This window comes from Stenotrophomonas sp. PS02289 (assembly GCF_029960115.1).
Classification (GTDB): Bacteria; Pseudomonadota; Gammaproteobacteria; order Xanthomonadales; family Xanthomonadaceae; genus Stenotrophomonas.
On the sequence record NZ_JASCOZ010000058.1, the window covers coordinates 1 to 24892 of the forward strand.

At 63.0% G+C, this 24892-nt stretch carries 27 protein-coding genes; 11 read left to right on the forward strand and 16 right to left on the reverse strand.

Features of this window, described 5'->3' with window-relative positions; translation table 11 throughout:
* The first annotated feature begins 87 nt into the window (after window positions 1–87).
* From QMX83_RS10155 to QMX83_RS10185, 7 genes are read left to right on the forward strand one after another with little or no spacing between them, the layout of a single operon-like run.
* Complete coding sequence (locus tag QMX83_RS10155) at window positions 88–723, forward strand: 2-dehydro-3-deoxy-6-phosphogalactonate aldolase (RefSeq protein WP_282296509.1); 636 nt, start codon at window positions 88–90, stop codon at window positions 721–723.
* Window positions 720–1868, forward strand: a complete 1149-nt coding sequence (gene dgoD, locus QMX83_RS10160; RefSeq protein WP_282296510.1) for a galactonate dehydratase — start codon at window positions 720–722, stop codon at window positions 1866–1868. Before QMX83_RS10155 ends, dgoD begins: the two co-directional genes overlap by 4 nt.
* Window positions 1869–1882: 14 nt before the next feature.
* On the forward strand, window positions 1883–2638 hold the full coding sequence (locus tag QMX83_RS10165) for an SDR family oxidoreductase (RefSeq protein WP_336618957.1): 756 nt from the start codon (window positions 1883–1885) through the stop codon (window positions 2636–2638).
* Window positions 2635–3567: an SMP-30/gluconolactonase/LRE family protein gene (locus QMX83_RS10170; RefSeq protein WP_282296512.1), complete on the forward strand. Its 933-nt coding sequence runs from the start codon at window positions 2635–2637 to the stop codon at window positions 3565–3567. The genes QMX83_RS10165 and QMX83_RS10170 overlap by 4 nt, the downstream gene beginning before the upstream one ends.
* The gene (locus QMX83_RS10175; RefSeq protein WP_282296513.1) at window positions 3564–5123 is read left to right on the forward strand and encodes a sodium/sugar symporter; all 1560 of its coding nucleotides are present in this window, start codon (window positions 3564–3566) and stop codon (window positions 5121–5123) included. The genes QMX83_RS10170 and QMX83_RS10175 overlap by 4 nt, the downstream gene beginning before the upstream one ends.
* Window positions 5124–5128: 5 nt before the next feature.
* Window positions 5129–6169 carry a sialidase family protein gene (locus tag QMX83_RS10180; protein ID WP_282296514.1) on the forward strand — a complete coding sequence of 347 codons (1041 nt, stop codon included), beginning with the start codon at window positions 5129–5131 and terminating at the stop codon, window positions 6167–6169.
* A gap of 53 nt (window positions 6170–6222) precedes the next feature.
* Window positions 6223–6606 (forward strand): tautomerase family protein, encoded by a 384-nt coding sequence (locus QMX83_RS10185; RefSeq protein ID WP_282296515.1) that lies wholly within the window; start codon window positions 6223–6225, stop codon window positions 6604–6606.
* 27 nt (window positions 6607–6633) lie between these two features.
* Here the strand turns inward: QMX83_RS10185 and QMX83_RS10190 are convergent, their stop codons facing one another.
* From QMX83_RS10190 to QMX83_RS10260, 15 genes are all read right to left on the reverse strand, one after another.
* Window positions 6634–6912 (reverse strand): hypothetical protein, encoded by a 279-nt coding sequence (locus QMX83_RS10190; RefSeq protein ID WP_282296516.1) that lies wholly within the window; start codon window positions 6910–6912, stop codon window positions 6634–6636.
* Between the two features lie 86 nt (window positions 6913–6998).
* Window positions 6999–7409, reverse strand: a complete 411-nt coding sequence (locus QMX83_RS10195) for a hypothetical protein (protein ID WP_282296517.1) — start codon at window positions 7407–7409, stop codon at window positions 6999–7001.
* Between the two features lie 68 nt (window positions 7410–7477).
* A complete protein-coding gene (locus tag QMX83_RS10200; protein ID WP_282296518.1) occupies window positions 7478–7951 on the reverse strand; it encodes a hypothetical protein in 474 nt (157 codons plus the stop codon).
* A gap of 44 nt (window positions 7952–7995) precedes the next feature.
* A complete protein-coding gene (locus tag QMX83_RS10205; RefSeq protein WP_282296519.1) occupies window positions 7996–8499 on the reverse strand; it encodes a hypothetical protein in 504 nt (167 codons plus the stop codon).
* Between the two features lie 56 nt (window positions 8500–8555).
* Entirely contained in the window at window positions 8556–9023 is a 468-nt protein-coding gene (locus tag QMX83_RS10210; protein WP_282296520.1) for a hypothetical protein, read from the reverse strand.
* 67 nt (window positions 9024–9090) lie between these two features.
* Window positions 9091–9636: a hypothetical protein gene (locus tag QMX83_RS10215; RefSeq protein ID WP_282296521.1), complete on the reverse strand. Its 546-nt coding sequence runs from the start codon at window positions 9634–9636 to the stop codon at window positions 9091–9093.
* Between the two features lie 115 nt (window positions 9637–9751).
* Window positions 9752–12757 (reverse strand): autotransporter outer membrane beta-barrel domain-containing protein, encoded by a 3006-nt coding sequence (locus QMX83_RS10220; protein ID WP_282296522.1) that lies wholly within the window; start codon window positions 12755–12757, stop codon window positions 9752–9754.
* 252 nt (window positions 12758–13009) lie between these two features.
* Window positions 13010–13636 carry a hypothetical protein gene (locus QMX83_RS10225; protein ID WP_282296523.1) on the reverse strand — a complete coding sequence of 209 codons (627 nt, stop codon included), beginning with the start codon at window positions 13634–13636 and terminating at the stop codon, window positions 13010–13012.
* Between the two features lie 83 nt (window positions 13637–13719).
* On the reverse strand, window positions 13720–14571 hold the full coding sequence (locus tag QMX83_RS10230; RefSeq protein ID WP_282296524.1) for a hypothetical protein: 852 nt from the start codon (window positions 14569–14571) through the stop codon (window positions 13720–13722).
* A 107-nt stretch (window positions 14572–14678) separates the two neighbouring features.
* Window positions 14679–15296 carry a pentapeptide repeat-containing protein gene (locus QMX83_RS10235; RefSeq protein WP_282296525.1) on the reverse strand — a complete coding sequence of 206 codons (618 nt, stop codon included), beginning with the start codon at window positions 15294–15296 and terminating at the stop codon, window positions 14679–14681.
* Between the two features lie 114 nt (window positions 15297–15410).
* Window positions 15411–15800 carry a hypothetical protein gene (locus QMX83_RS10240; RefSeq protein WP_282296526.1) on the reverse strand — a complete coding sequence of 130 codons (390 nt, stop codon included), beginning with the start codon at window positions 15798–15800 and terminating at the stop codon, window positions 15411–15413.
* Window positions 15788–16276, reverse strand: a complete 489-nt coding sequence (locus tag QMX83_RS10245) for a DUF4275 family protein (protein ID WP_282296527.1) — start codon at window positions 16274–16276, stop codon at window positions 15788–15790. Before QMX83_RS10245 ends, QMX83_RS10240 begins: the two co-directional genes overlap by 13 nt.
* 9 nt (window positions 16277–16285) lie before the next feature.
* A complete protein-coding gene (locus tag QMX83_RS10250; RefSeq protein WP_282296528.1) occupies window positions 16286–16537 on the reverse strand; it encodes a hypothetical protein in 252 nt (83 codons plus the stop codon).
* Between the two features lie 334 nt (window positions 16538–16871).
* A complete protein-coding gene (locus QMX83_RS10255; RefSeq protein WP_282296529.1) occupies window positions 16872–17816 on the reverse strand; it encodes a hypothetical protein in 945 nt (314 codons plus the stop codon).
* 40 nt (window positions 17817–17856) lie between these two features.
* Window positions 17857–18582, reverse strand: coding sequence for a CPBP family intramembrane glutamic endopeptidase (locus tag QMX83_RS10260; protein WP_282296530.1), 726 nt, complete (start codon window positions 18580–18582; stop codon window positions 17857–17859).
* Window positions 18583–18736: 154 nt separating this feature from the next.
* Between QMX83_RS10260 and QMX83_RS10265 the strand changes: the two genes are divergently transcribed.
* The 3 genes from QMX83_RS10265 to QMX83_RS10275 are packed head-to-tail and all read left to right on the forward strand — an operon-like array spanning window position 18737 to window position 20836.
* On the forward strand, window positions 18737–19501 hold the full coding sequence (locus tag QMX83_RS10265; RefSeq protein WP_282296531.1) for a hypothetical protein: 765 nt from the start codon (window positions 18737–18739) through the stop codon (window positions 19499–19501).
* A complete protein-coding gene (locus tag QMX83_RS10270; RefSeq protein WP_282296532.1) occupies window positions 19498–20037 on the forward strand; it encodes a DUF2878 domain-containing protein in 540 nt (179 codons plus the stop codon). Before QMX83_RS10265 ends, QMX83_RS10270 begins: the two co-directional genes overlap by 4 nt.
* A gap of 31 nt (window positions 20038–20068) precedes the next feature.
* Window positions 20069–20836, forward strand: coding sequence for a hypothetical protein (locus QMX83_RS10275; RefSeq protein WP_282296533.1), 768 nt, complete (start codon window positions 20069–20071; stop codon window positions 20834–20836).
* Window positions 20837–20885: 49 nt separating this feature from the next.
* On the opposite strand, the gene QMX83_RS10280 is transcribed toward QMX83_RS10275, so the two are convergent.
* A complete protein-coding gene (locus tag QMX83_RS10280; RefSeq protein WP_282296534.1) occupies window positions 20886–22967 on the reverse strand; it encodes a S9 family peptidase in 2082 nt (693 codons plus the stop codon).
* A 208-nt stretch (window positions 22968–23175) separates the two neighbouring features.
* Between QMX83_RS10280 and QMX83_RS10285 the strand changes: the two genes are divergently transcribed.
* Window positions 23176–24852 carry an ATP-binding protein gene (locus QMX83_RS10285; protein ID WP_282296535.1) on the forward strand — a complete coding sequence of 559 codons (1677 nt, stop codon included), beginning with the start codon at window positions 23176–23178 and terminating at the stop codon, window positions 24850–24852.
* Window positions 24853–24892: the final 40 nt, after the last annotated feature.

The following is a 24892-nucleotide window of genomic DNA, read 5'->3' on the forward strand; positions in this document are numbered from 1 at the left end:
CCGCCATGCTGGACATGATTGCCGACTCGCGCGCCAACCTGAAGGGTGCGCGCGCTTCCAAGAAGCCCCCACGCTAGAGGAAATCCCATGAGCGCCGCCTGGATGCAACCCCTCCCATTGGTTGCCATCCTGCGCGGGCTCACCCCGCAGGAGGCACCGGCCGTCGGTGCCGCGCTGGCCGACGCCGGCTTCCATATCCTGGAAGTGCCGCTCAACTCGCCAGAACCGCTGCGCAGCATTGAACTGCTGGCCCAGCAGCTCGGCGACCGCTGCTTGATCGGTGCTGGCACGGTACTCACGCCGGCACAGGTGCAGGACGTCCATGACGCCGGCGGTCGCCTGATCGTGATGCCACACGCCGACGTCGAGGTCATTGCCACCGCGCACGGCAAGGGCATGCGGTGTACGCCTGGTGTGGCCACGCCCACCGAAGCCTTCGCCGCGCTGCGTGCCGGCGCCGATGCCCTGAAGCTGTTCCCCGCCGAGCAGCTGCCGCCGGCCGTGCTGAAAGCGTGGTCCAGCGTGCTGCCCGCAGGCACGTCGCTGCTGCCGGTGGGCGGCATCACCCCCGAGCGCATGGCGGCGTACTACCAGGCTGGTGCCGCCGGCTTCGGCATCGGCTCCGCCCTTTACGCCCCCAGAACACCTGCTGCTGAGGTGGGCCGTCGCGCGCACGCCTTCATCGACGCCTGGAACAACCTCCACACGGACTCCCCCGCATGAAAATCACTGCCATCACCACCTACATGGTGCCCCCACGTTGGCTGTTCGTCCGTATCGATACCGACGCCGGCATCAGCGGCTGGGGCGAGCCCATCGTTGAAGGCCGCGCGCACACCGTGGCCGCCGCGGTCGAAGAGCTTTCCGACTACCTGATCGGCAAAGATCCCCGCCACATCGAAGACCACTGGAACGTGCTGTACCGCGGCGGCTTCTATCGCGGCGGCCCGATTCTGATGAGCGCACTGGCCGGCATCGACCAGGCGCTTTGGGACATCCACGGCAAGGCCCTCGGCGTACCCGTGCACACCCTGCTGGGTGGGCCGGTGCGTGAGCGCATGCGCGTGTATTCGTGGATTGGCGGCGACCGACCCGCCGACACCGCGCGTGCCGCGAAAGAAGCGGTCGCGCGTGGCTTCACCGCGGTGAAGATGAATGCCACCGAAGAGGTGCAGTTCGTCGACACCCATGACACGGTTACGAAAGTGCTGGAAAACGTACAGGCCGTGCGTGATGCGGTCGGCCCCGGCGTGGGCCTGGCAGTGGACTTCCATGGACGTGTGCACAAGCCGATGGCCAAGGTGCTGATGCGCGAGCTCAGCCCGTTCGGCTTGATGTTCATTGAAGAACCCGTGCTGTCTGAACACCTGGAGTGCATACCGGAACTGGCGGCCCTCTCCCCCGCCCCGATTGCACTGGGTGAACGCCTCTATTCGCGCTTCGACTTCAAGCGCGTTCTGCAGACCGGTGGTGTCGACATCATCCAGCCCGACCCGTCGCATTCGGGTGGCATCACCGAAACCCGCAAGATCGCGGCGATGGCCGAGGCGTACGACGTTGCCCTGGCCCTGCACTGCCCGCTGGGCCCGATCGCGCTGGCGGCGAACCTGCAGCTGGACGCGGTCTGCTACAACGCCTTCATCCAGGAGCAGAGCCTGGGCATCCATTACAACGCCAGCAACGACCTGCTCGACTACCTGGTGGATCGCTCCCCGTTCGACTACCAGGACGGCTTCGTGCGCATTCCCGACGGCCCCGGCCTCGGCATCGAGATCAACCAGGCCTATGTGGACGAACGTGCCGCTGAAGGCCATCGCTGGCGAAATCCCATCTGGCGCCATGCCGATGGCAGCGTGGCCGAATGGTGAGCGCGGTGATGCCCATGACGCGTTATCCCAGTCTGCAAGGCCGCGCCGTGCTCGTTACCGGTGGTGCCACCGGCATCGGTGCGGCGTTTGTTGAACACTTCGCCCGCCAGGGAGCCAACGTGGTGTTCCTGGACATCGACGACAGCGGCGCGCAGGCGCTGATGGATAATCTGACCGACGTCGAGAATCTGCCGCATTACCTGCACTGCGATATCACCGACATCGCAGCGTTCCAGGCAGCGATCGCTCAGGGCCGCCGCAAAGTCGGTGCTTTCTCCGTGCTGGTCAACAATGCCGCCAACGATGCGCGGCACACGCTGGCCGACACCGGTGTGGCTGACTTCGAACGCAGTGTGGCGGTGAATCTTCGGCACCAGTACTTCGCCATCCAGGCCGTGGTGCCGGACATGAAGGCACTCGGTGCCGGCTCGATCATCTGCCTCGGCTCCACCGGCTGGATGATCAAGAACAGCGGCTATCCGCTGTATGCCATGGCCAAATCCGCCGTGCACGGACTGGTGAACGGGCTTGCCCGCGAACTGGGGCAGGATTCGATCCGCATCAATGCCCTGGTGCCCGGATGGGTCATCACCGAGAAGCAGCAGCGATTGTGGCTGGACGCGGAAGGTGAAGCGCAGCTGCGACGCTCGCAGTGCCTGCCGGGCTATCTGCGTGCCGACGACCTCGCCCGCGCCGCGCTGTTCCTGGCCGCCGATGACAGCCGCATGTGTACCGGTCAGGACTTCATCGTCGATGGAGGCTGGGTGTGACCGGCCCGACCGTGGCGGTACCGGCGGGCAACACCCTGGGCGAAGGCGTGCTGTGGTGCGACCGCGAAGAGGTGGTGTATTGGACAGACATCGCGCAGTCGAAACTGTGGCGTTACCGCCCGGCGGACGGCGCCGTGGCGACCTGGGACATGCCGGAGCGGTTGACGGCAATGGCGCTGTGCGAAGCCGACGGCTGGCTGCTGCTGGCGCTCGCCTCGCGGCTGGCGTTCTTCCATCCTGAATCCGCCGAGTTTCGCTACCTGCACAACCTGCACGGCGTGCGACCCGACTGCCGCGCCAACGACGGTGCCTGCGACCGCCAAGGCCGCTTCGTCTTCGGCACGCTCCACGAGCCCACAGAAGGCCCGAAACAACCCGTCGCCCCCTTCCTCCGCCTCAACACAGACCTGACCCTGGAAGTCCTACCACTTCCCACGGTCGCCATCTCCAACAGCATCGCCTTCAGCCCCACCGGCGACACGATGTACTTCTGCGACTCCCTGCAGAAGCAGATCCTGCAATGCGACTACGGCGACACCCTCGGCGCTGCGCGGCTGTTCACCGACCTGCGCCACGAGGCCGGCGAACCCGACGGCAGCGCCATCGACGCCGAGGGCTTCCTCTGGAATGCGCGCTGGGGCGATGCACGCGTGGTCCGCTACCGCCCGGACGGCACCGAGGAGCGCTCGCTTCGCATGCCGGTCAGCCAACCCACCCGGCCCGTGTTTGGCGGCAGCTCGTGCCAGACGCTGTACATCACCAGCGCCCACGACGGCCTGGATGACCTTGCACGCGCAGCTGATCCGCTCGCGGGCCACCTGTTCGCTTTCGACACCGACGTCGCCGGGCTCGCCGAGCCCCGCTTCGCCGGCGACCCCAACAGCTTGCCGCCCCGCACCGCGCGTGGGACTTCCGCGGAGAATTCATGAGCCTTTCCACACTCGATATCAGCATCGTGCTGGCCTATCTGGCAGGCATCTTCATCCTCGCGCAGTGGGTCTCGCGCGAGAAAGCCGGCCAGCAGAAATCGGCGCAGGACTACTTCCTGGCCAGCCGGAGCCTGCCGTGGTGGGCGATTGGTGCCTCGCTGATCGCCGCCAACATCTCCGCCGAGCAGATCATCGGCATGTCCGGCTCCGGCTATGCCATCGGCCTGGCCATCGCCTCCTATGAATGGATGGCCGCGATCACCCTGCTCATCGTCGGCAAGTGGTTCCTGCCGATCTTCCTGCGCAACGGCATCACCACGATGCCGCAGTTCCTGCAGGAGCGATACGGCAACCGCATCCGCACAGTGATGGCGGTGTTCTGGCTGGCCTTGTATGTATTCGTCAACCTCACCTCGATCCTGTGGCTGGGCTCCATTGCCATCGCCGGCGTGGCGGGCCTGAATCAGGACGTGGCGCTGGTGCTGCTTGGCGCGTTCGCCCTGGCTTACCAGCTGTATGGCGGCCTCAAGGCCGTGGCGCTCACCGACATCGTGCAGGTCTGCCTGCTGGTGCTGGGCGGCTTGCTGGTCACCTTCATCACGCTCGGCCAGATCGGCAACGGCAGCGTGAGCGACGGCTTCATGCAGCTGTGGCAGCAGCATCCCGAGCGCTTCGAGATGATCCTGAGCAAGGACAACCCGTTCTACAAGGATCTGCCGGGTCTGTCGGTGCTGCTGGGCGGCATGTGGATCGCCAACCTCAGCTACTGGGGCTTCAACCAGTACATCATCCAGCGCGCACTGGCCGCCAAGAATCTGCAGGAAGCGCAGAAGGGCGTGGTGTTCGCCGCCTTCCTCAAGCTGCTGATTCCAGCCATCGTGGTGGTACCAGGCATTGCGGCGGTGATGCTTGCCCCCAACCTCGAGCGTCCGGATGCGGCCTACCCGACCATGCTGGGGCTGCTGCCCAGCGGCATCCTCGGGCTGGTGTTCGCCGCCCTGGTGGCCGCGATCGTGGCGTCGCTGGCCTCGAAGATCAACTCGGTGGCGACCATCTTCACCTTGGACTTCTACGCCAAGCGCGCGCCTGACGCGTCGGAAGCCAAGCTGGTGCGGGTGGGCCGCATTGCCGCGTCCGTCGCGATCATCGCCGCCGTGCTGACCGCGCGTCCGCTGCTGGGCGGCTTCGACCAGGGCTTCCAGTACATCCAGGAGTTCACCGGCTTCTTCACTCCGGGCATCGTGGTGATCTTCCTGCTCGGCCTGTTCTGGAAGCGGGCCAACGAGGCGGGTGCACTGGCGGCCGCCGTGGGCTCGTTCGTGCTGTCGCTCGCCTTCAAGCTGCTGTGGCCGTCACTGCCCTTCCTGGACCGCATGGGCGTGGTGTTCCTGGCAACGCTGTTCCTGGCAGTGGTCGTCTCGTTGACCACCCGCGCCAGCGGCGACCGCGACCGTATCCGGACTGATGACGTGGGGTACACCACCACGCCGTCGTTCAACATCGCCTCGCTGGCCGTGCTGGCCATCCTGGTGGCTCTGTACGCAACCTACTGGTGAGTGCCATGAGGATGACTCTTCGCACTTTGCGCGCGTTGATCGCTTCGGCGTTGCTGTTGTGTGGCCTCCCTGCCCTGGCGGTGGAGGTCACCTGGTCCGACACGGTGACGGTCGACGCCCAGAACGCCGGCTGGGGCCGGCTCGCGCGACTGCCCGATGGCCGCTGGCTGGCGGTGACCACGCATTACCCCGGCAGAGACACCACGACGCTGCAGTTGTCCGTCAGCAACGACAACGCCCGCACCTGGAAGCCCCTTTCGCGCGTCTCCGAGCCGCATCGGAAACTCGATAACGGCGAGCTGTTCGTGCTGCCCGACGGGCGTGTTCTGCTGGGCATGCGCTCATTGATTGATGGAAAGTCGTATCGCTTGAATGTGTATGCCAGCGAGGATCAGGGGCGGTCCTGGTCGTTCTTGAGCACCATCACCCGTAACGAAACGCCGGCTGGCCGCAAGGATCGAGGGGTATGGGAACCCGTATTCACCCTGTTGGACGACGGCACCCTGTCGGTGGTCTATGCCGACGAAACGCGGGCCGATGAGCAGCCGTCCTACAACCAGGTCGTGTCGCAGCAGCTGTCCAAGGACGGTGGCCGTACCTGGAGCCCCGCAGCCACCATCGCCCATCAGCCGGGTGGCGGACTGCTGCGCCCCGGCATGCCGGTGATGACGCACCGGCCCGGCGGTGGTTATCTGATGGTGCTGGAAACCTGCGGTGAAGATCCGCAGTGCCCGGTCTCCTACAAAACCTCACCGGATGGACGCACCTGGGCCGAAGGATTGGGCACGCCCCTCGCCGACCAGCGCTGCGGCCCGCATGTGATGGCCACCTCCAGTGGAACCCTGTTCGTGACCTCCTGTTACAACGAGGTGAGCTGGAGCCAGGACAAGGGCACCACTTGGCACACCGTGACCCCGCCGGCATGGCCACTGGGGTTCAAGCATTCCTGGCCGGCCGTGGTGGAGTTCGGCCCGGGCCAGATAGGCGTCATCAATGTGGTCGATGGAACGGTGAAGATCCGTTTCGGAACCTACCGTACTCCCTGACCGCCCTATACTCCGGCTGCTGCAGTCCTGCAGCCAGCCGGATGAGGTGCGCCATGCCTGTAGTGCGGATTGACCTGATCAAGCGCGACGACCCGACCCTGGGTCGCCGGATTGGCGAAGTGGTTTACGCAGCCATGCGCGAAACCATCAACGTGCCCGACCGCGACAACTTCCAGCTGATCACCGAGCACGATGCGGCGCATTTCGTGTTCGACAATAGCTACCTGAGCATTGAGCGCAGCGATGAAATGGTGTTCATCCACCTCACCATCAGTGAGGGGCGCAGCGTGGAATTGAAGAAGGCCTTGTTCCAGGCGATAGCTGAGGGAGTTCACGAAAAGACCGGGCTGCGCAAGGAAGATGTCTTCATCTACCTTGTCGAGGTCAAGAAGGAGAACTGGTCGTTCGGGAATGGTGTTGCGCAGTACGTCACCTGAGGGGGCTGGATCAGCCATATTGCCTGCCTACTGGATGCACGCGGCCTCTTTCACCTTCATCGAAGAACGATCAATGACGATGATGGCACCGCCACCTCTCTTTCTTCGCTCGACAAACTCGACCCTGTAGAGCCCGTCTTTGAGGGCGGCGCTCACATCCACCTGGTCAACATCTACCCCGCAACGTTTCGCCTCTTTGACCGCTGTCTGGATCGCCTTTACCAAGATGGATGATTCTCCATCCACCTCCGCGCCGGCCGCAAATGCGGAGGGAATGATGAGCGTCAGTGATAATGCAACAAGCATGGCCCTTGCTGTCAACGTATCACTCCAAGTTAGAGAACAGATCCGGCGAGGTGTACATCCTTTCCGGAACGTGCCGCAGCCCTGTATCACTGGACCTCAATGATGGCATTCTCATGCGTATCGAAGAAGATCCGTGACAAGTCACTGGTGAAAACGAAATACTCAAAGAACTGCAACTCGCCCAGCGCATCGATCAAGCTCATCCCATCTTCCACCGCCACGACAGGCCAAGGCGGTGCCTCGTCGTCCGTAATGGCAATGAAAGCCCTGCCGGGGGCACTCTCGATAAGCAGCCTACGCAGATGCGCTTGCCAGAGATCTACGGAGCTGCCGTAAACCGTCACCCTGGCGTCAGGGATGGACCGCCACCACCAAATGGCGCGAGCATCGATCCCGTGGATCTCCGCAAGCTCGCCAAGTAGCCGCTCTGCATCGGCATCTGGAAGCACCGAAGCGCCGCTGATCAGTCGGCAAAGCTGCTCTACGATGGTGCTCATTCCTTGCGCGCTATTCATCATTGGCTGCCGTCAGCATCGCCCGCTTACTGGGGAATCATTACACTTGCTCACCTGCATTGCTGCGAAACATCTATACCATCCCTGTACTTCAGAACAAAAGCCTCGAGGCCGGCAGGCTGTTCAATTGCCTGGCCAGCGTTCAGTGGGCGACCTTCCGGTACTAATTGCGACAACATCTCCTCTCTAAAGCTCTTCAAACTCGGAGCGCGTTCGTCAGCATTCGCCATGACATTTACTGTTAGCGCGATGTGCCCGTTATCCACAAGTAGCAAAGGCACGCCGTTGCAGTAGAACGCAAATGGAGCAGCTGGATCCATGCCTGCGTTGATATCAATGCCCTTACCGGCAATCGTCTTGGAGTGTTCAATGGCACTGCTCCTGACTCTCGCGTACGCTTCCGGCGAGAGCGGGGTAAACGTCTTGAGCTCGGATCCGAGGCTGGTTGGATAGAACACCCAAAACGCTGCTGCAACCCAAAGGCACCAGTACAGGATGCCGATCCCTACGACGAGTGAGAACACTATCCTTCGCACAGACCGCCCCTCTCAGTAAATGGATGGATGCTCTAGCCGATCAGCTTTGCATCAGATCGATCCAGACGCGACTCGAGGCAGACCGCCAGCTCCTCGGCCGCCATAGCCGCACAGGACTGATCAATCAGGAATAGCCAGGTCGCGCTCATCGCCGGTCCTGATCTGTAATCGATGCCTAAAGCTTCTTTACCTACTTCTCTGACGAACTGATCGTTGGGGCCAACGTATATCCGAAGCTCTTGCCCTCCAGCGTCACTGCCCTCAAGTTGACGCGAGAAGTACTTACCCTCTTCCCTCCAGCTCACCAGGTCCGCATGCAGGTCGCGCAACGACCGCCTGTCCAGGCGTACCTGTGGAAGGCGGACGTCGAAATCAGGCACTATCTCGCCACTGGTGTCACCGACCAATGATCGGCTCATGTACTGGCCCTGGACAGTTATGTCACAAAGCATGCTGGACCCCGCGTCCTGAAGCATCTCGCATGTGAAAACCTCCCAGCCGCGGTTGGATGGAATCGACCAGCTGCGCTTGCTCATCCTTTCGTCCCTGCAGTTGTAAAAGGTGGTTCGGCTCCGAACGTCTCTGTGCAACTTCAGTCGCACTGTCGGGATACATCGATACCATCTCTATACTTCAACACAAACGCCTCAATGCCGCGCGGGACCGGCGGCGGCCCAAGGGGGCCTCCCGGATGCCCGGAAGGCTTCAAGCGCGACACCATCAACTCGTGGAACTTCACGATCTCTGGCGAACGCTTTTCAGCACCTGCCATGAGGTGAACGCGGAAGAGTATCAAACTGTTGTCCACCAGAAGCAGCGGGACGCCCTTGCACGTGAACTCAAATGAAGAGGAACTCTCGGGCCCGCCATAGAACTCAACACCCTTTGGTGACACTGTGCGCGCAAATTCTTCCGCACTCTTCCGAATGCCTAGATACTCCTCCCTCGTCAGCTTTTCAAATGTCCCCGACTCTGACTGTATGCCAGTGGGGTAGAAGACCCAGAAGAGTGCCGCAATGCAGGTGCACAATGCGAAAGAGATGGCCGAGAGGCGTTTCATTGATCTGCCACGAAGCGTCCCGCGCGAATGCCACGAAATCTTGGATGGCCCGTGTAGTACTCCATGCTCACCTGCACTGTTGGGACAAATCAACCCGATCTCTATGCTTGAGTACGAAGGCGTCCAGCCCAGTCGGTTCATCTGGCGGACCAGGCGGCCCGGCGGGCTGGCCCGAGCGCTTCAACACTGCAACCATATTCTCGCGAAACCTCCGCAAATCCGGAGCACGATCGTCGGCGCCCGCCATAGCACTTACAAATAGAATGTCAGGGCCGTTGTCAACAAAGAGCAACGGAACACCTTTGCATCTGAACGAGAATGAGTGGGTTCGCTCTGAACCAGCGCGAAACTCTATGCCTTTCGACTCGACCGTCAGCGCGAAGGCCTCCGCGCTTCTACGAACATCCAGAAACTCATCATGCCGCAGTGCCGCGAATGTCTCCAACTTGAAGCTGATACTCGTCGGATAGAGCATCCAGGCAAGTCCCAAAAGCCCAAAAAGCCCGAAAGCTCCAGCCAGGCACAGACAAAGCGCGACGAATACAGATGATGATCTACTCATGCGACCGCCTTGAGGCCGCGTCACCGCGCCTTCCTTGGTCTTGATCAGCATCCCCGCCCCCCTGATGGTTACAAGGAGTATTTCGCCAGATTCGGCGGTGGTCAAGATGACGTGAAAGTGACAGGCGATTCGGCCGGGCGGATGTCTACCCCACCCGGCCGTTCCATCAGAAGCTCATGGAGAGCTCAGCCTTGGCCGTCGTCTGCCGGTACCCACCGCTCCCACTATCCCGTCGCAGGGCAATCTCCGCACGTACATTCGTCGAAAGCCGCGCCTGCAGTCCAGCACGGAATTGAGTAACGCGCGCCGAGCCATCGATCTCGACGCGGCTCCCGTCCATCTCAAGCGAGGTATCGTCGCTCTGCCGCATGACCTGCGCACCGACGTAAGGCGCAAGTCGGATCTGCTTGCCGGCCTTGAAGTCAGCCAGCACGTCCACGCCCACCCTGCCCCGCAGCGGCGCACTGCGCTCAAACGTCAGCTCGGTGCCATTGGCTTCGGTCAAAGCAGAGGGACCCGAGCGCGACCATTCCAGACCCACATGGGGGCGCAGCACCACCTTGCCGTCCATGGAGGCGTTCAGCGCAAAGCCGTATGCGGCTTCGGCGGACGTACTCCAGTCCGTGCTGCGGAAGCGCTCCTGGGCCAGGCCGTCACCTTGAATGCGATGGCGCATGCGGGTGCCCGACGAGTCAAAGGCGATGCTCAAGCCGGTGGCGTCGTCCAGCGACTGGCGATAGTCCGCGTATACGCCCAGCATGACGCCGGTCGACCGACCCTTGGCGCGATAGCCGGTGGTACGCGAGGTGGAATCCACGTCGTACTGGCCCTGACCACCTTTCACGCCCACCGACCACTGGTCGCTCAGCATCTGGCTGGTACCGACCTGCAGAGTCTGCCAGCGGCCATCCACGGCCGCACCACCCGACGCATTGAAGCGATGCTCGTTGCCGCGCACGCTGGCCCAGATGTCGCGGTGCCCCTTGTCACGCCAGCGGGTCGGACTGTAGCGGTCACCGGTCACGCGACCGGGGCGGTCATCGTTGAACATGGAGCGCGAGGCGATGGTGCTGGCGAGGTACGCGGCGGCCTCGGGGCGCAGCATCTGCACGTCGTCGCTGCCACCCGGGATAGGTTCCGGCTGCACCGGTGCGGGCACCGGCGTCGGCTCGGCCGGCACGGGTGACGGTACCGGGGTGGGCTCAGGCACGGGCTCCGGAGCCGGCACCGGTTCTGGCTGAGGAACGGGTTCCGGAACAGGCGCAGGCGGCACGGGAACCGGCTCGGGTTCGGGCGTGGGTTCGGGCACTGCGCTGCTGCTCAGGTACCAGTTTCGGTTGGCCGCATCGGCACTCCCGTTGCCGCCGCGACGCAACTGATAGTCGTAGGCACCGGCCACCACACGACCGGCCTGCACGAACTCCGCGCCCGAGGTGCCATCGACCTGGATGACCTTGTGCCCCCAGGACTGCGCTTCGGTACGCGCAATCAGGCCACCGGGGCCGCCAGCGTTGTCGATGCTCACCTGCGTGCTGCCCGTACTGTTGCCGCCAATATGCAGCAGCGCCGACTCGGTGGTCGCCGCGTCCGCCAGATAGGCGTCCACCCACAGGCGGCTGAGGTCCTGGCCCGCATAGTCGCCGAGCACGTCGAACTCGGTGCCGCGGTGCGGCAAGGCGAGCGTACCGGCGTTGTCCAGCGAGCCGACCGACATGCCCTGCGTGTTGTCGCCCGCCTGCAGTACCGCACCGGAGGCCACGGTGAACGCGGCCTGGTTGTTGGTGCCATTGACCACCACCCGTCCAGCGCGCACGTTGCCGCTGCCGCGATAGGTGTTGTTGCCGTTGAGCACCAGGGTCCCCGCACCGGTCTTGTCGAAGCCGCCTGCCAGCGTCCGGCTCACGGTGCCGAGCGTGTCAACGTCGTTGTTGTAGAGCCCGGTCGTCACCGTGTCGGCACGGTTGTCGCCGATGTTGTTGTCGAAGTACGCCGTGGTGCCCGCCGGAATATCCAGCTTGCTCTGACCCCAGGCAAACTGGCCGTAGCCGCCAATGGCCGCATCCGGATTGATCTCACCCCAGCCAGAGTACGCATTGATGCCGGCCAGCAGGTTCGAATTCGCGCTGCGGTCGGTGGTGCTCATGTCGGTTGCGGTGCCGAGCACGACTTCCATCAGGTTGCGCGCGGACATCCACGGGTAGCGCTCGGCGACACGCGCGGTGATGGCGTTGGCGTTGGGGGCCGACCACGACGTTCCGCCTGCCAGGCTGTACGACCAGTGCCCATTCGCCTTACGGATGATGTTGCCTCCGGTGTCGCGCTGCAGCGTGCCTTCCACCGCGGCCAGGCACCAGTACATGGCATGGCCACAGTTCTGACGGTCCCAGTTGTACTGCCCGGTGGTGTTGCCGCCCGGGGTCGCCACCACGACCACGTAGTTGCCGTAGTAATGCGCATCTTCCAACGGCACGGTGCCGTACACGAACGGCTGGACCACCGTGGTGTTGCCGCTGCCACTGTTACCCGCAGCCAGGAAGATCAGCGCGTCGTTGTCCTTGATCTCACGCCATGCATTTCGCCACGAGGTGGGTACGGAGTTCAGGCGATCATCGGTGATCTGCGACGGGTACCAGACGAAGTAGGAAGCGCTCATGGTGCGCGCACCAAAGCCATCCGGATCGCTGGCGGTCGCGAAGGCATTCCACCAGTCATCCACCGTGCTGCCACTGCCGGTCAGCAGGGTGGCCTCGGGAACGATGTGCAGCAGCGAATAGCTCATCCAGGCACCATGGCCGCCGCCATGCAGCGCCTGGTAGGACATCTGGTTTTCGACGGTACGACCGTTCTCGGTCTTGGAGAACAGGCCAACATACTCACCGTTGACTTTGAGTACGTTGTCGGCAAACCCGGTCATGTCCGGCTCGCCGAGCGCGGTCGCGGCGGCGGCATCGGTCAGCGAGAGCGGATTGATGCCGGTGTCGTAGTGGAACACACGGATGCCGTCGCCCTTGAGCCCGTTGAGCTGGTCGTCGGAGGCCTTCTGGTAGGTAGACGTACCCGGGGCTGCAGCCGCCGTGCCGGTCAGGCTGGTCAGGGTCGCCGCACCGATCAGCCACGCCTTCGGCAATCGCCGCGCGACTTCTCCTTCGGGTGCTGCCGAGTATTCGAGCACAACATCAAACCGGCCCGTTGCCCGATTCCAGGCAATCCGCTTCGTATACGCCATGTTTTCCCCAAGAGCGATTGAAACAAGCTGATCTTCGGCTCCCCAGCCGGAGGGTTCTCCCTCAGCGGCAGCACGGTGGCTGCCAGATCAGTGGCGCATCGTACTACATCGATCCAAATCGAACTTCACATTCGCTCACGGTTACGGACTCGGGGCTTGTGCCAGCCATGAGGGCCTCCACGGACCGAGCCGCTCGGGTCAGGTGGACGTGTAGACCTTGCGAAGCGCTTCAAGGACCTCGGTTCTCTCTTCTTCCGTCCCCAGCACCACCGTACCTACGAACGGCTTTCTGACCGGTTCTGTTTCCTGCGGCAGGGTCAGACCCGCATACTTTCCCGCGTCGGCCAGGGTGTTACGACAATACGGGCTCTCGATGCTCTCCCAGGTGGTCTCGATGACGCGACCCAGGATGGCCGCCCAGTCATCTCGCATGCCGGCGACCCTGGTAACTCTGAACACGAGGACGCCTTCACGGAACAGGGCGACTTCGGCGTTCATTCCGTCAATCATGAAACCAGACCCGACTGCCGTGTCAGCTACCCTCTCGATGTCATCCAGCAAGGCAGTGAACGACCCCGGCTCGAGCGATGCCCTGGCCCGATCAGTGGGGATCGGCGCTGGCTGAAACTGATGCCTGATTGTCGCTCGAGCGCTCACTACTGACACAGCGCCGTCTACGAAGGAAAGGCATATCTCCGGGTCGAACGAAGGCTTCAACAGGATGCGCAGGGCGCGCTTTGCGCTCAGACAGGCGGGATCGTGCTCGAACAGCGGCAATCCCATGCTCGCGCAGATGGCATCATCAGTGTAAGCGTCCGTACGCATTGTGCTGCCCCACCTTGGCCCCGGTTCGTTGGCCGTAGCGTACCCGGCCCCGCTCGCAGGCGCCATGCGCTGCTCAACCCGTCTCAGCCCCCGCTGCGCCGACCGGCCGCCATCACGAACGGGATGCCCACAACGACATTGAGCAGCACGAACACCAGCACCGCCACCAGCGCCAACTTGGCGTCCGGAACGGTGGACCCGATCACCCCCAGTGCCACGCCGGGGTGCCGCGTGGCGGAGGCCAACGCGAGGGCCGTCCGGGTGCCGGGGCTCGGGCCACCCAGCAGGTAGCCTGCCGCCAGCCCTGCAACAATGACCACCAGCATGGCGACCAGCGTGCCCTCGCCCATCGCGCGCCATACGGCGGGGGCCAGGATGACCAATGCCCCGATGGAGCCGATGACCAGCATCAGCATGCCGATCCGACCGATGATCTTTGAAAGCAGCTCAGCGCGGGCGCCGAGCAGCCTCTGCGCCACCAGCCCCAGCAGCATGGGACCCACCACGGTAACGGCAAGCGTCTTCGCGATCGCGGCGGTAGAAACGTGCAGTTCGTGGCCGAATAATTCCCCCAGCAGTTTCACGCCCAGGGGCATCACCACGATGGACACCGCCGCCGCTGCGATCAGCAGCGCGAGAATGTAGGCTCCTTCACCACCCGATTTCAGCTGTTTCTTTGGCAGCAACGGCGGCACCGGCGACAACGAGAGCACCAGCAGCGCCAATGCCACACCCGGGCGAGGGTCGATCAGCGCGACAGCGAGCACCGCGATGATCGGTACGACCACATACATGGAAATGAATGACCGTACTGCCAGGGCCGGCCGTCGTACGAGATATAGGATGTCCTCGCCGCGCGCACGCATCGCCAATGCCAGCGCACTGAGCACCACGCTCAACACGATCACCATTTTGAACGTCATGAGCAGCGACATGGGACACCTGATCCGGAGTCAGCAGCTTGAACCAGGCATCAGTATGGAGGTCGGGCCGCATGCTCTCCTGCGTATTTCTACTGTAGTGCGGGCGGGGTTACCCCGGGTCAGTCGACAATCTCGATGTCCAAGCCAGACAGAAGGCGAGCGGCTTCCAGGCGACTGAACTTTGAACCCCTCATCACGTTATTGAGCACGTCAATGTCGAAGTTCGTCGCTTCGGTGAAGTCGGCACCGGTAAGATTCGTGCGCCCGAACAGCGCATCATTGAAGTCTGTGAACGAAAGGTCGGCATTCTTGAGTTGCGCTTCCCGCAGGTCAACTGCATGTGCCTTGCAGCTCTGCATGACCAGCTCTTCCAGCGACAAGCCAAAGAACACGGACTCGGTCAGGACGCATTCGCGGAACGTGAGCTCGGACGAATGACTCAGCCGCGACCATTCAACGGTGGTCCAGTTGACGCCGACGACCTTGCAGCGCTCCATGACCACACCCCGGAACCGGGCAGACGGAAGCTTGACGTGGTTCAACCGGCAATCGTTGAAGCTGCACTCAATCAGGCGCACGCCACGCAACACCGCATCTGTGAAGTCGCAATCAATGAAGGTGCAGGACTCGAACTCGAGGTCCTTCAGTGTCTGACCGGAAAGGTCCAATCCAGTGAAGGTCTTGAGGTAGTACGACGAGATGCTCGGATCAAAAACGGAATCGGTTCGTGCGGTCATGTGGCTCATCCTGCGTGGCGTCAGAGTAGCACGCGACATGCTGGCCAAGCGTGTTGATGGGCTAACGAAAAGCCTTGCATCTGAGCTTCAAATGTGGACAAAGCGACGCTTGAATCAAGGGTCAAACGACAGAATCCTCAGCGTCCCTTTGGTGACTGCACCGTCACCGAACAGGATAGATGCTGTCATTGGAAAAGCCTCCCGTGCTTCCTCGCTATTGACGAACGAAACCAGACAGGTTGTCGCCTGCCCAGGCAGGATCGGATCAATCGAGGTGTCGTTCAACACGAAGCTGTACCACATGTCACCGTTGCGCCGGCAAAGCGCCATCGGACGAGCAATCTCGGCGTGCATGGTCACCGTCGCGTTGCCCGCCGAATCCACTCTGTCCAGTTGAATTTCAGCCAGATAAGTGATCGCCTCGGGATAGATCTTCGCCATGTCGCTTCGCTCCCGGAAATCAATGAAATGAACATGGTCGACGCAGGCCATCAGCTCAGCCATCCTTTGGACCGCGCGGCCTCGATCTCCTTGGCCTTTTGCACCTGACGAAGATTCTCTTCGTCCAGCCGCGCGTGATCCGGGTGTTGCGCGAAGTATGGCCCCAGCCAACCCGCCTCATGCGTCAACGCCATCGTCCACGACAGATTGGGCGGGAAAACGTAGTAGTCCGACCATACCGCCTCGGCGTCAGGCAACTGATCCGTCAGCACTGCGTGGTTCCTGTCGTTGGGGAGCACGACAAACTGCGTGCCCGCCTGGGCCATGTATCTGTCGACGGCGGGCGCTCCACTCAAGCACGGGTAGCGTCCGGCACTGAAGACGTGCCACAGATAGCCTTTTGTGTTCACGCCCCGACCATCGCGACCGTATATCGAAAGCCAAGCGCCCGCCCACTCGGCCGCCTCTATCTGCGAATACGTCTTGAGAACATGCAGCTGATCGATATCGCCACGCTTGCGATGTACTGCCACCTTCATTTCTCCCCGCTACTTGCAGGCATCAAAGACCAGATCATCCATGCGCCGGGTGAGTTCAAACGTGCGGCGCGACCCCGCGGCCTCGAACGCGGCCGCGCGACGGGCCTTTGCCGCCTCGCATCGCTCCGGGTCCCGGTACAAACTGATGGCCGCCCCCTGACCGCCACGCGCTACAGGTTGCCGTTCGGTCTGCGCACGCTTGCGCGCTTCCAATTGGTCCTGAATCGCATCCAGCCGTGCCTGCCGCTTCGGGTTGGGCACATCGGGTGGGGCATCCCAGGTTCTGGCTGCCTCACCACAAGCACAGGGCGCAGATTGATACACCGTATGGTCGCCGTCAACGCACTTGTGCACTTGTTGGGCACAAGCGGTACCGGTCAACCACAGGCCCGCGAGTACCAGCCACCTCACATCCATGTTGCCCCCCGCTATCCGTTCGCCGTTCGATACGGCCGCGCCAGTCTAGCGTGCGCTCGACCCCACGCCGACGGCGGCACGACTGCAGGTCCGCCTGAGCCAGGCGGATCCGGCCCTCACACGGGGTTCCATCCCGGTCCCGCCATGCCGGAATCGACCCTTATGGGTATCCGAATGCTCAGGCCGACGCCGTGGAGGCATGCCGGGCATCGAGGTACTCGACGAACTCAGCGCCTGTGAACACACGGGTCTTGACCCCCAGCCAGTGGTAGGCGGCCAACGTCCTGTGCCGCAAGCCGGCGTCGTTGGTGACGAAGACGTCGCAATACGCTGCATAGATGGCGTGCGTCGTGTCATGCAGGCCCGAGAGGTACTGCTTGGGCTTGTTCGGGTAGTAATTGAGCAGGTCCATGAACTCGAACATCTTCTCGATCACCACTTCATGGACCGGGAAGTAGCGCGCCAGGTGACCGAAGCTCAGCTGCGAACGACTGGGTGCACAGGACGGAAGATACGGCGCCAACGGACTTCCACGCATGGCGGCAATGTTGGCGTCGAGAATCGCGATCAGCCTGGGAGCCAATGCATCCAGCTCGTGTGCAATGTCCATGTTGTTGCTGGTTCGTGAGTCGACGACGTGCGTTTCCCCGAACGCAATGCCGCTGGCAATCTTCTCGCGCTGGTGGGCTTCGGCGAACGCATTGTTGCCATAGCTCCCAATCACACGGCCAAAAGTCTCAGCCGGATGCTCAATGGACAGATAGATGCCGCGCTGTTCCACCTGCGCCACGCTTCTACGCGGATAGGGCAGCAATGCCCGGTTGTGGGTAAGGCCGGATAGAAAATCCAGGAAGGGAGCGACCTCATCCGCGCGACCGTGATGCATCCTCAACGCCGCCACTTCTTCGATATGCGCTGGACTGAACACCACATCGAATGCGCTTCGGTCCAGTCCATTGATACGCGCAACCAGATCCTCCCGACGGCGCTTCTGGATGTCGATCAGGACGTTGTGGTCGAGGTACAGCGTTGTCACAGCAGGCTCTCTTGGTGGCAGCGGCGAGGTTCCGGGATCGTACACCTGGCAATACGCGTGCACGCTCGAAAACAGGCTCGAAATCACCTACTGCGCTCATTGGTCGCAGCGCAGCCGCACCCCGCGTCTATGACTGGGCTGCGAGCCCACCCACTACATGGAAGGCCAGGTTGGCCAACCCGTGGCCCAGCACCGGAACCAGCAGACTGCCAGTGCGGAAGCGCAACCATCCGCCTGCCAGGCTGCCGATGAACGGAAACAGTCCACTCATCGCGTCGAAGCGGAACGCACCCTTCGTGTATGCCAGGCTATGCCAGAGGCCGAACGCGATTGCGGTGCCCACAATCACCGGCCAGTAGTTGCCTTGCGGCAGTGCCCTTCCCCACAACGCCCCAAGCAATACGGCGGGCACCAGACCTCGATACACCAGCTCTTCCGCCAGTCCTGGCATGGTCAGCTGGAAGATCAGCGTTTCCGCATCAGCAGGACTCGGTTGGAACAATAGCCCCAGCGCGGAGCCCCAGACAATGAAGCCCAGCACCGCAAGCACCGACAGCGAGGTCGAGCGCTGCTTGAGGGTAAGCCCAATGGCATGGCGATCGATCCGCAATGCCAGAATCACGACCACGGAGAGCACCAGACTGTAGACCTTGCCAGACCAGTTCCAGCCGCCGCCAAACACGGCCAATGCAGGCACCGTGGACGCCAGCCCGGTCACCAGGTCATCCAGCCCCAGCAGCAGCGCGCACAGCAGCACCATGCTCAGCCGGATGCGGCGATCAAACAGGCGCACCAGGGAAAAGAGAACGGCTGAAACAAGCGCAAAGCTGGCAGCAAAGATCACAGCATCCATGTGTTTTATCTCCAGGGGCGTATCGACATGCTAGCCAGCACGTGAAGCCGTGACCCCTGCCAGAAGTCGGAATGACCACCGCGAGAGGTGCCGTCTGCATCCGTCCGCGCCCTCCATCCGTAGGCAATGCAACCGACCCGCCCGGGAGCGCACCGTGCGCACTCTCCTGCTGCTCTGCCTGCCCTTCACAGCCGTCGCCACGCCACTCCTGCGTACCGAAGGCGTCGCCACCACGGCCGGCGGGGTTGTGGCGTATCGGGAGGTGCACTGGCAACGGGGTGCCGGCGAAGGTGCCCAACGCCTCGTTCAGTATTTATGCCCGGATGGGCAGCCTTTCGCGCGCAAACAGATGCCAGCAACGGCGTCAGCCCAGGCCCGGGGCTACACGCTGGAGGACCGCCGCAGCGGCCAGCTGGCACAGGTGCAGGTCACGGGCGGTGCGGTAGGCATCGACTGGAAGGAAGACGAGAGCGCCAAACGCCAGGTCAACCGCATCACCTTGCCAGCCAGCGCTGTGGTGGATGCCGGCTTCGATGCCGCGGTGCGGGCGCGCTGGAATGACTTGCTGGGGGGCAAGGACCTGCGCCTGCCCTTCCTGGTGCCGGGGCGAGCACGTTTCTACCCAGTGAACGTAGTGCATCAGGGTCCGGCTCGCTGGCAGGGTCAAGCAGCGCAGTCGTTCGAAGTCCGGCTCGACACCTGGTACGGCGGTCTGGCTCCGCGTCTGTCTTTGGTCTACGCGGACAGTGATCGCCGTCTGCTGGAGTTTCGTGGCACCAGCAATCTGCGCGACGCGGCCGGAAAGTACCCATCGGTAACGGTGCGCTTTGCTGCCCCGGCCAAAGAACAGCCGGCGGATCGCTGGCAGGTCGCGCTGGCGGAACCGCTGGTAGCCCGGTGTTCGGTATCAGCGCCATGACTCCCTGGACCGTTCCTGCCCGCGGGCGCTGGTGGGCCAACCTGCTTGGCAACCAAGGCGTGTGGCTGTGCGCCGTGGCGGGTGCCGGACACGGATGGCAGTGGCCCGCGTTGCTCGCCGCCGGGCTGTACGTCGCCAGTCAGCTGCTCACCTCGCCACGTGCCCGAACGGATTTGCTTTTGATGCTGCTGGCGCTCGGGTGCGCGATAGGCGTGGACGGCCTCGCGGCATCGAGTGGGGCGGTACAGTACGCGGCGTCGCCGTGGGGCTGGTTCCCGCCGCCTTGGATACTCGCCCTGTGGGCGTCGTTTGCGATGACCCTGACCACGTCCCTGTCGATTCTTCAGCGGCACTGGACACTAGCAGTGGTGCTTGGCCAGCTTCTGGCCCCGCTCGCTTACGTGTCTGCAGAACGCGGGTTCTCGGCGGTTCACTTCGCATCGCCGATTTGGCACGGAATGGTGCTACTGGGGTCAGCGTGGGCAGTGTCACTTCTGTTGCTGCGCGCGGTCGCCATGCGCCGCGCTGGTCTATAGTGCGGGCAACCCAACCTCGAAGGCAGTACGGATGCAGACCCGCCTCAGCCAAACGATTCTGGCCCTCGCACTGGTGTCCACCGCACTCCCCGCGCTGGCGGAACCAACGCAGGTAGATGTCCGGGTGCTGGCACGGGGCGCAAAATTCATCGGTGGCTACAGCGATTCCGCGCGCGTGGTGCTGACGGACGCCGAGACCGGCGAAGTGCTGGCACGTGGTCTGACCCAAGGAAGTACGGGCGACACCGGGCGCATTCTCGAAGGCGGAGTTGGTGGCGACAAGCGCTTGTCCACGCCGGACTCTGCGGTGTTCCGTGCCACACTCGATCTCGACAAGCCCCGACGTGTCACCGCCACGGTCACCGGCCCCCTCAGCCAGCCGCAGGCGGCAACAACGGTCACCAGTACCCAATGGGTGCTGCCCGGTCGCAGCATTACCGAGGGAGATGGCTGGGTACTCGAACTGCCGGGCCTGGTGGTGGACGTCGTCGAACCCGCCGCATTCCAGCCGGTCAAGCGGAGTGCCGAAGTCCCGCTGCAGGTGTCTGTCACCATGATGTGCGGCTGTGCACTGTCAGAGAATGGCCCGTGGAAGGCCGGCACCACTGAAGTGGACTATCAGGTCACCGTGAACGGGAAGGTGCAGCCACTTCAGCGCATGATTTTCGATTCCGCTTCAGGACGTTACAAGGTGGCGTACATACCGCATGACCCGGGTATCCATGAGATCGAAGTACGAGCGTGGGATGCAGCTAATGGGAATGCAGGCGTTGGTCGCACCACGCTTTTCGTTCGCTGAAACAACAACGGGGCGTGACCTCAAAGTCACGCCCCGTCTCGCAGGTCCCTTACTTCTTCACGTTCGCCGTGTGACCCTTCAGCGCCTCAGCCAAGCCCGGAACCCCCTCCGCACCGGTCGGCACGGAAATGCTGGAGCCAGTGAAGTCAGCGCCGATCGGCTCGGCCCGGCCGCCGAGGCATTGCGCCAGGAAACCTTCGGTAACCGCATTGAAGGCCTTGTTGTTCTCCGGACGTGCGAAGCCATGGCCTTCATCCGGGAACAGCACGTACGTCACGGGAATGCCCTTCTCCTGCATCGCCTTGACGATCTGGTCGCTCTCCGGCTGCTTCACACGCGGGTCGTTCGCGCCCTGCCCGATCAGCAGCGGCTTGTTGATCTTGTCCACATGACTCAGCGGCGAACGATCGTCCAGCATTTTCTTGCCTTCTGGCGTGCGCGGGTCGCCTACTCGCTTGGCGAACTGCTCGTAGAACGATGCCCAGTACGGCGGAATCGTCGACAGCAGCGTGTTGAGGTTGGACGGACCCACCAGATCGACACCGCACTTGAAGGTGTCCGGGGTGAAGGTCAGACCCACCAGCGTCGCATAGCCGCCATAGCTGCCACCAAAGATGGCCACCTGGTCCTTGGTGGTGACCTTGTTGTCGACTGCCCATTGCACCGCATCGAGCAGGTCATCGTGCATCTTGCCCGCCCACTCGCCATTGCCGGCGTTGGTGAACGATTTGCCGAAGCCGGTGGACCCGCGGTAGTTCACCTGCAGCACCGCGTAACCGCGGTTGGCCAGCCACTGGCTGTAGCCGCTGTAGCCGTAGCTGTCACGTGCCCACGGCCCGCCGTGTACGAACAGCACCAGCGGCGCGGGCTTGTCGGCCTTGCCGTCGGCGTTGGCATCGGCCACCTTCGGCAGGGTGAGGTAGCTCACCAGATTCAGGCCATCGCGCGCCTTGATCTCCTGCGGCCACTGTTTCACCAGCGGCTTGCCTTCCAGTGCCGGGCGCGCGCCAAACAGCTTGGTCAGCTTGCCGCCGTCGGCGCGATCGTAACGGTAGTACAGCACCGGCTGCTCGGCCGCCGAGTACGCCACGATCCAGGTCTTGTCATCGAGCGTGCGCGAGTTCACCGAGATATCGCCCGGGCCGATATCCTTGAGCTTCTTCAGGTCGGCGCCAATGGCATCATCCAGCGGTTTCCACTCCTCCCGCAGATAGTCAACCGCGACCGCCTGAACCTTGCCGGTGCTGGGGTCGGACAGACTGTCACTGACGTCGGCGCGGGCATCTTCGGCCACCAGGGTGCGTTCGCCGCTGGTGGTGTTCATTGCATACAGCGCAGAGGTGTCGCGGTTGCGCGAGTCAAACAGGTACAGCGTGCTGCCATCGGTGGTCATGCCGGCGGGACCGGTGGTCAGACCGTCCTCGAACGGAATCTCGTCGATCTTGCTCCAGCCGCCTTTTCCGTCCGGCTTGAGGATATCACTGCCACCGTCGTCACGCGAACGGGTGGCATAACGCACCTGGTAGTTGGCATCGGCGACGTAGCTGGACAGCTCATGGGTATTCTTCACTACCTCGGTGCGCTTGCCGGTTGCAAGGTCCACGCTGTAGAGGTCATGCCACTTCGAGTCGCGGTCGTTCATCGAGATCAGTACCGCGTCGGGCTTGAGATGACTCAGCCCCACCACTTCGGCACGCGTCTTGGCGAATGGGGAAAGGTCTTTCTCCTGCCCATTGTTCACATCGACGGCGAAGGCATGGAAGTCTTCGTCACCACCGGTGTCGCGCAGATACACCAGCGTGCCCGGCCGATAGCTCCAGAAATGCTGGCGGATGCCGCGCGAGGCGTCCTTGGTGACTGCCTTGGCCGAATTGATGTCATTTGCAGGGGCGACCCAGACATTCAGCACACCATTGACTGGCGCGATCCAGCTGATGAACTGGCCATCCGGACTCATTTGCACCGAGACGCGCTCCGGATTGCCGAACAGGGCCTCACGGGGAATCAGCTCGGGTTCGGCCACGGGTGCGGGGCTAGCAGCTGGTGCTGATGCCGACGCGGGGGATTCGTTACCGGGCTTGCACCCGGCCAGGGCGAGTAGAACGGCAGAAACCAACAACGTAGTACGCATGACCTGCTCCTTTGGCTGCGACGCTGGGGATTTGAACTGCGGTTGCCCGGAGCAACGCAACGGTCTGTGCGTGCGCCTGGGTACGGACTCGAGTCTGCGGCGGGTACCGGGCGTGGGACAATATGCCCCAAGTCACGGCCACCGCGCCGTAACGCCTGCGCTCTCCGAAGTGGGCTACCCTTCTCGTTCAACCCCTTCTGCGATCTGTATGCCCCGCACCACTCTGCCCATCTCCGACCCCGACCAGCTGGCCTACCGGCTTCTGCAGGACAGTGATTGGGCCGAAGCAGGCGGCCTGGCAACCGCACCGGCCGAACTGCGGGTCCTGCTGACCACGCTGTTCGACTCGCCCGAGCCGCTGTGGCTGGCCTGGGGACGGGATCAGAAGCGCTTCTTCTTCAACGACGCCTATCTGCCGATGTTGGGCGCAAAACTGCACGGGGCCATGGGTCGATCGCTGCAGGAGGTGTGGAGCGACGTCTGGGCGGATGTCAGCCCGGCCATTGACGACGCCTTCGATGGACGCTTCCGCAGCTTCCACAATCTGCCGCTGCAGATGGACCGCGACGGCTCGATGAAGGAGACCTTCTGGACGTTTTCCTATTCGCCCCTGCGTTTGTTGACCGGCGAGGTCGCCGGCATCTTCTGCGTAGTCAGCGAGCAGACCGAGCAGGTCCAGCAGAAGAACCTGCACAGCCGGCAGGTGGCTGCGATCACCGAGCAGGCCCGCGACGCCCATCTTGAACTGGTGCGCGCCCGCGAGCAGCTGCGCCAGGCGCAGAAGCTGGAAACCATGGGCCAGCTCACCGGTGGCGTGGCCCACGACTTCAACAACCTGCTGCAGGTGATTGGTGGTTCGGTGGACATGCTGCTGCATGTGCTGGACGAGGATGACCCCAAGCAGCGCTACGTGCAGGCGATTGGCTCGGCGGCCGAGCGCGCCGGCAAGCTGACCTCGCACCTGCTGGCGTTTTCACGCAGGCAGAGTCTGACTCCGGAAGTGTTCGACATCCGCGACAGCGTGCGTGCGCTTTCAGACATCGTCAGCACCGTGGTCGGTGCCCGCATCAACGTCGAGGTCGTGCTGCCCGATACCCCCCTGTATGTGCTGCTGGACCGTAACCAGCTCGATACGTCGCTGATCAACATCGCGGTCAATGCCCGCGACGCGATTGTCGGCCAGGGAAATGTCACCATCACCCTGAGCAAGGTCAGCACGGTCCCTTCAGTCCGGCAGGCCGCCCCGCTGCTGGGCGACTACGCCGCCATCCGCGTCAGCGACAGCGGCCAAGGCATCGCGCCGGAAGTACTCAGCCGGATCTTCGAGCCGTTCTTCACGACCAAGGGCGTGGGGGCCGGCACCGGCCTGGGGTTGAGCCAGGTGTTCGGCTTCGTCAAGCAGTCCGAGGGCGAGGTGGACGTTCAAAGTACCGTGGGCACAGGCACGGCATTCACGCTGTACCTGCCGCTTACTCTGGCGTCCTCAGCCGCCGCCCAGATTCCCACGCCCCATCGTATTGCCAACGGCACCGGCCTGAGTGTGCTGGTGGTGGAGGACAACGTGGACGTGGCGGCCTTTGCGACCAGTGCGCTGGCGGAGCTGGACTTCAATGTCGTCCTGGCCCGCAATGCGACCGACGCGTGGGCCGAGCTCCAGCGCGATGCGCATCGCTTCCAGGTGGTGTTCTCGGACGTGGTGATGCCAGGGGTCAACGGGCTGGAGCTGGCCCGCCGTATCCGCGATGCCTATCCGGGGTTGCCGGTGATTCTGACCAGCGGCTACAGCGAGTTGCTGGCCAGCGACCCGAATCACGGTTTCACGCTGCTGCGCAAACCCTACTCGCTGAAGCAGCTGGCCAGCGCGCTGGCTCAAGCCACAAGGTAGCGCCGGCCGTTGGCCGGCCCACGCGCAACAACCGCCGGCC

Coding starts and splice junctions, on each gene's coding strand:
- QMX83_RS10285 (WP_282296535.1), top strand. CDS start 23,176: ATGCCCCGCACCACTCTGCCCATCTCCGACCCCGACCAGCTGGCCTAC.
- QMX83_RS10275 (WP_282296533.1), top strand. CDS start 20,069: ATGCAGACCCGCCTCAGCCAAACGATTCTGGCCCTCGCACTGGTGTCC.
- QMX83_RS10270 (WP_282296532.1), top strand. CDS start 19,498: ATGACTCCCTGGACCGTTCCTGCCCGCGGGCGCTGGTGGGCCAACCTG.
- QMX83_RS10280 (WP_282296534.1), bottom strand. CDS start 22,967: ATGCGTACTACGTTGTTGGTTTCTGCCGTTCTACTCGCCCTGGCCGGG.
- QMX83_RS10235 (WP_282296525.1), bottom strand. CDS start 15,296: ATGACCGCACGAACCGATTCCGTTTTTGATCCGAGCATCTCGTCGTAC.
- QMX83_RS10165 (WP_336618957.1), top strand. CDS start 1,883: ATGACGCGTTATCCCAGTCTGCAAGGCCGCGCCGTGCTCGTTACCGGT.
- dgoD (WP_282296510.1), top strand. CDS start 720: ATGAAAATCACTGCCATCACCACCTACATGGTGCCCCCACGTTGGCTG.
- QMX83_RS10240 (WP_282296526.1), bottom strand. CDS start 15,800: ATGGCTGAGCTGATGGCCTGCGTCGACCATGTTCATTTCATTGATTTC.
- QMX83_RS10190 (WP_282296516.1), bottom strand. CDS start 6,912: ATGCTTGTTGCATTATCACTGACGCTCATCATTCCCTCCGCATTTGCG.
- QMX83_RS10155 (WP_282296509.1), top strand. CDS start 88: ATGAGCGCCGCCTGGATGCAACCCCTCCCATTGGTTGCCATCCTGCGC.
- QMX83_RS10225 (WP_282296523.1), bottom strand. CDS start 13,636: ATGCGTACGGACGCTTACACTGATGATGCCATCTGCGCGAGCATGGGA.
- QMX83_RS10260 (WP_282296530.1), bottom strand. CDS start 18,582: ATGGATGCTGTGATCTTTGCTGCCAGCTTTGCGCTTGTTTCAGCCGTT.
- QMX83_RS10195 (WP_282296517.1), bottom strand. CDS start 7,409: ATGAGCACCATCGTAGAGCAGCTTTGCCGACTGATCAGCGGCGCTTCG.
- QMX83_RS10185 (WP_282296515.1), top strand. CDS start 6,223: ATGCCTGTAGTGCGGATTGACCTGATCAAGCGCGACGACCCGACCCTG.
- QMX83_RS10205 (WP_282296519.1), bottom strand. CDS start 8,499: ATGAGCAAGCGCAGCTGGTCGATTCCATCCAACCGCGGCTGGGAGGTT.
- QMX83_RS10245 (WP_282296527.1), bottom strand. CDS start 16,276: ATGAAGGTGGCAGTACATCGCAAGCGTGGCGATATCGATCAGCTGCAT.
- QMX83_RS10180 (WP_282296514.1), top strand. CDS start 5,129: ATGAGGATGACTCTTCGCACTTTGCGCGCGTTGATCGCTTCGGCGTTG.
- QMX83_RS10175 (WP_282296513.1), top strand. CDS start 3,564: ATGAGCCTTTCCACACTCGATATCAGCATCGTGCTGGCCTATCTGGCA.
- QMX83_RS10215 (WP_282296521.1), bottom strand. CDS start 9,636: ATGCTGATCAAGACCAAGGAAGGCGCGGTGACGCGGCCTCAAGGCGGT.
- QMX83_RS10230 (WP_282296524.1), bottom strand. CDS start 14,571: ATGTCGCTGCTCATGACGTTCAAAATGGTGATCGTGTTGAGCGTGGTG.
- QMX83_RS10210 (WP_282296520.1), bottom strand. CDS start 9,023: ATGAAACGCCTCTCGGCCATCTCTTTCGCATTGTGCACCTGCATTGCG.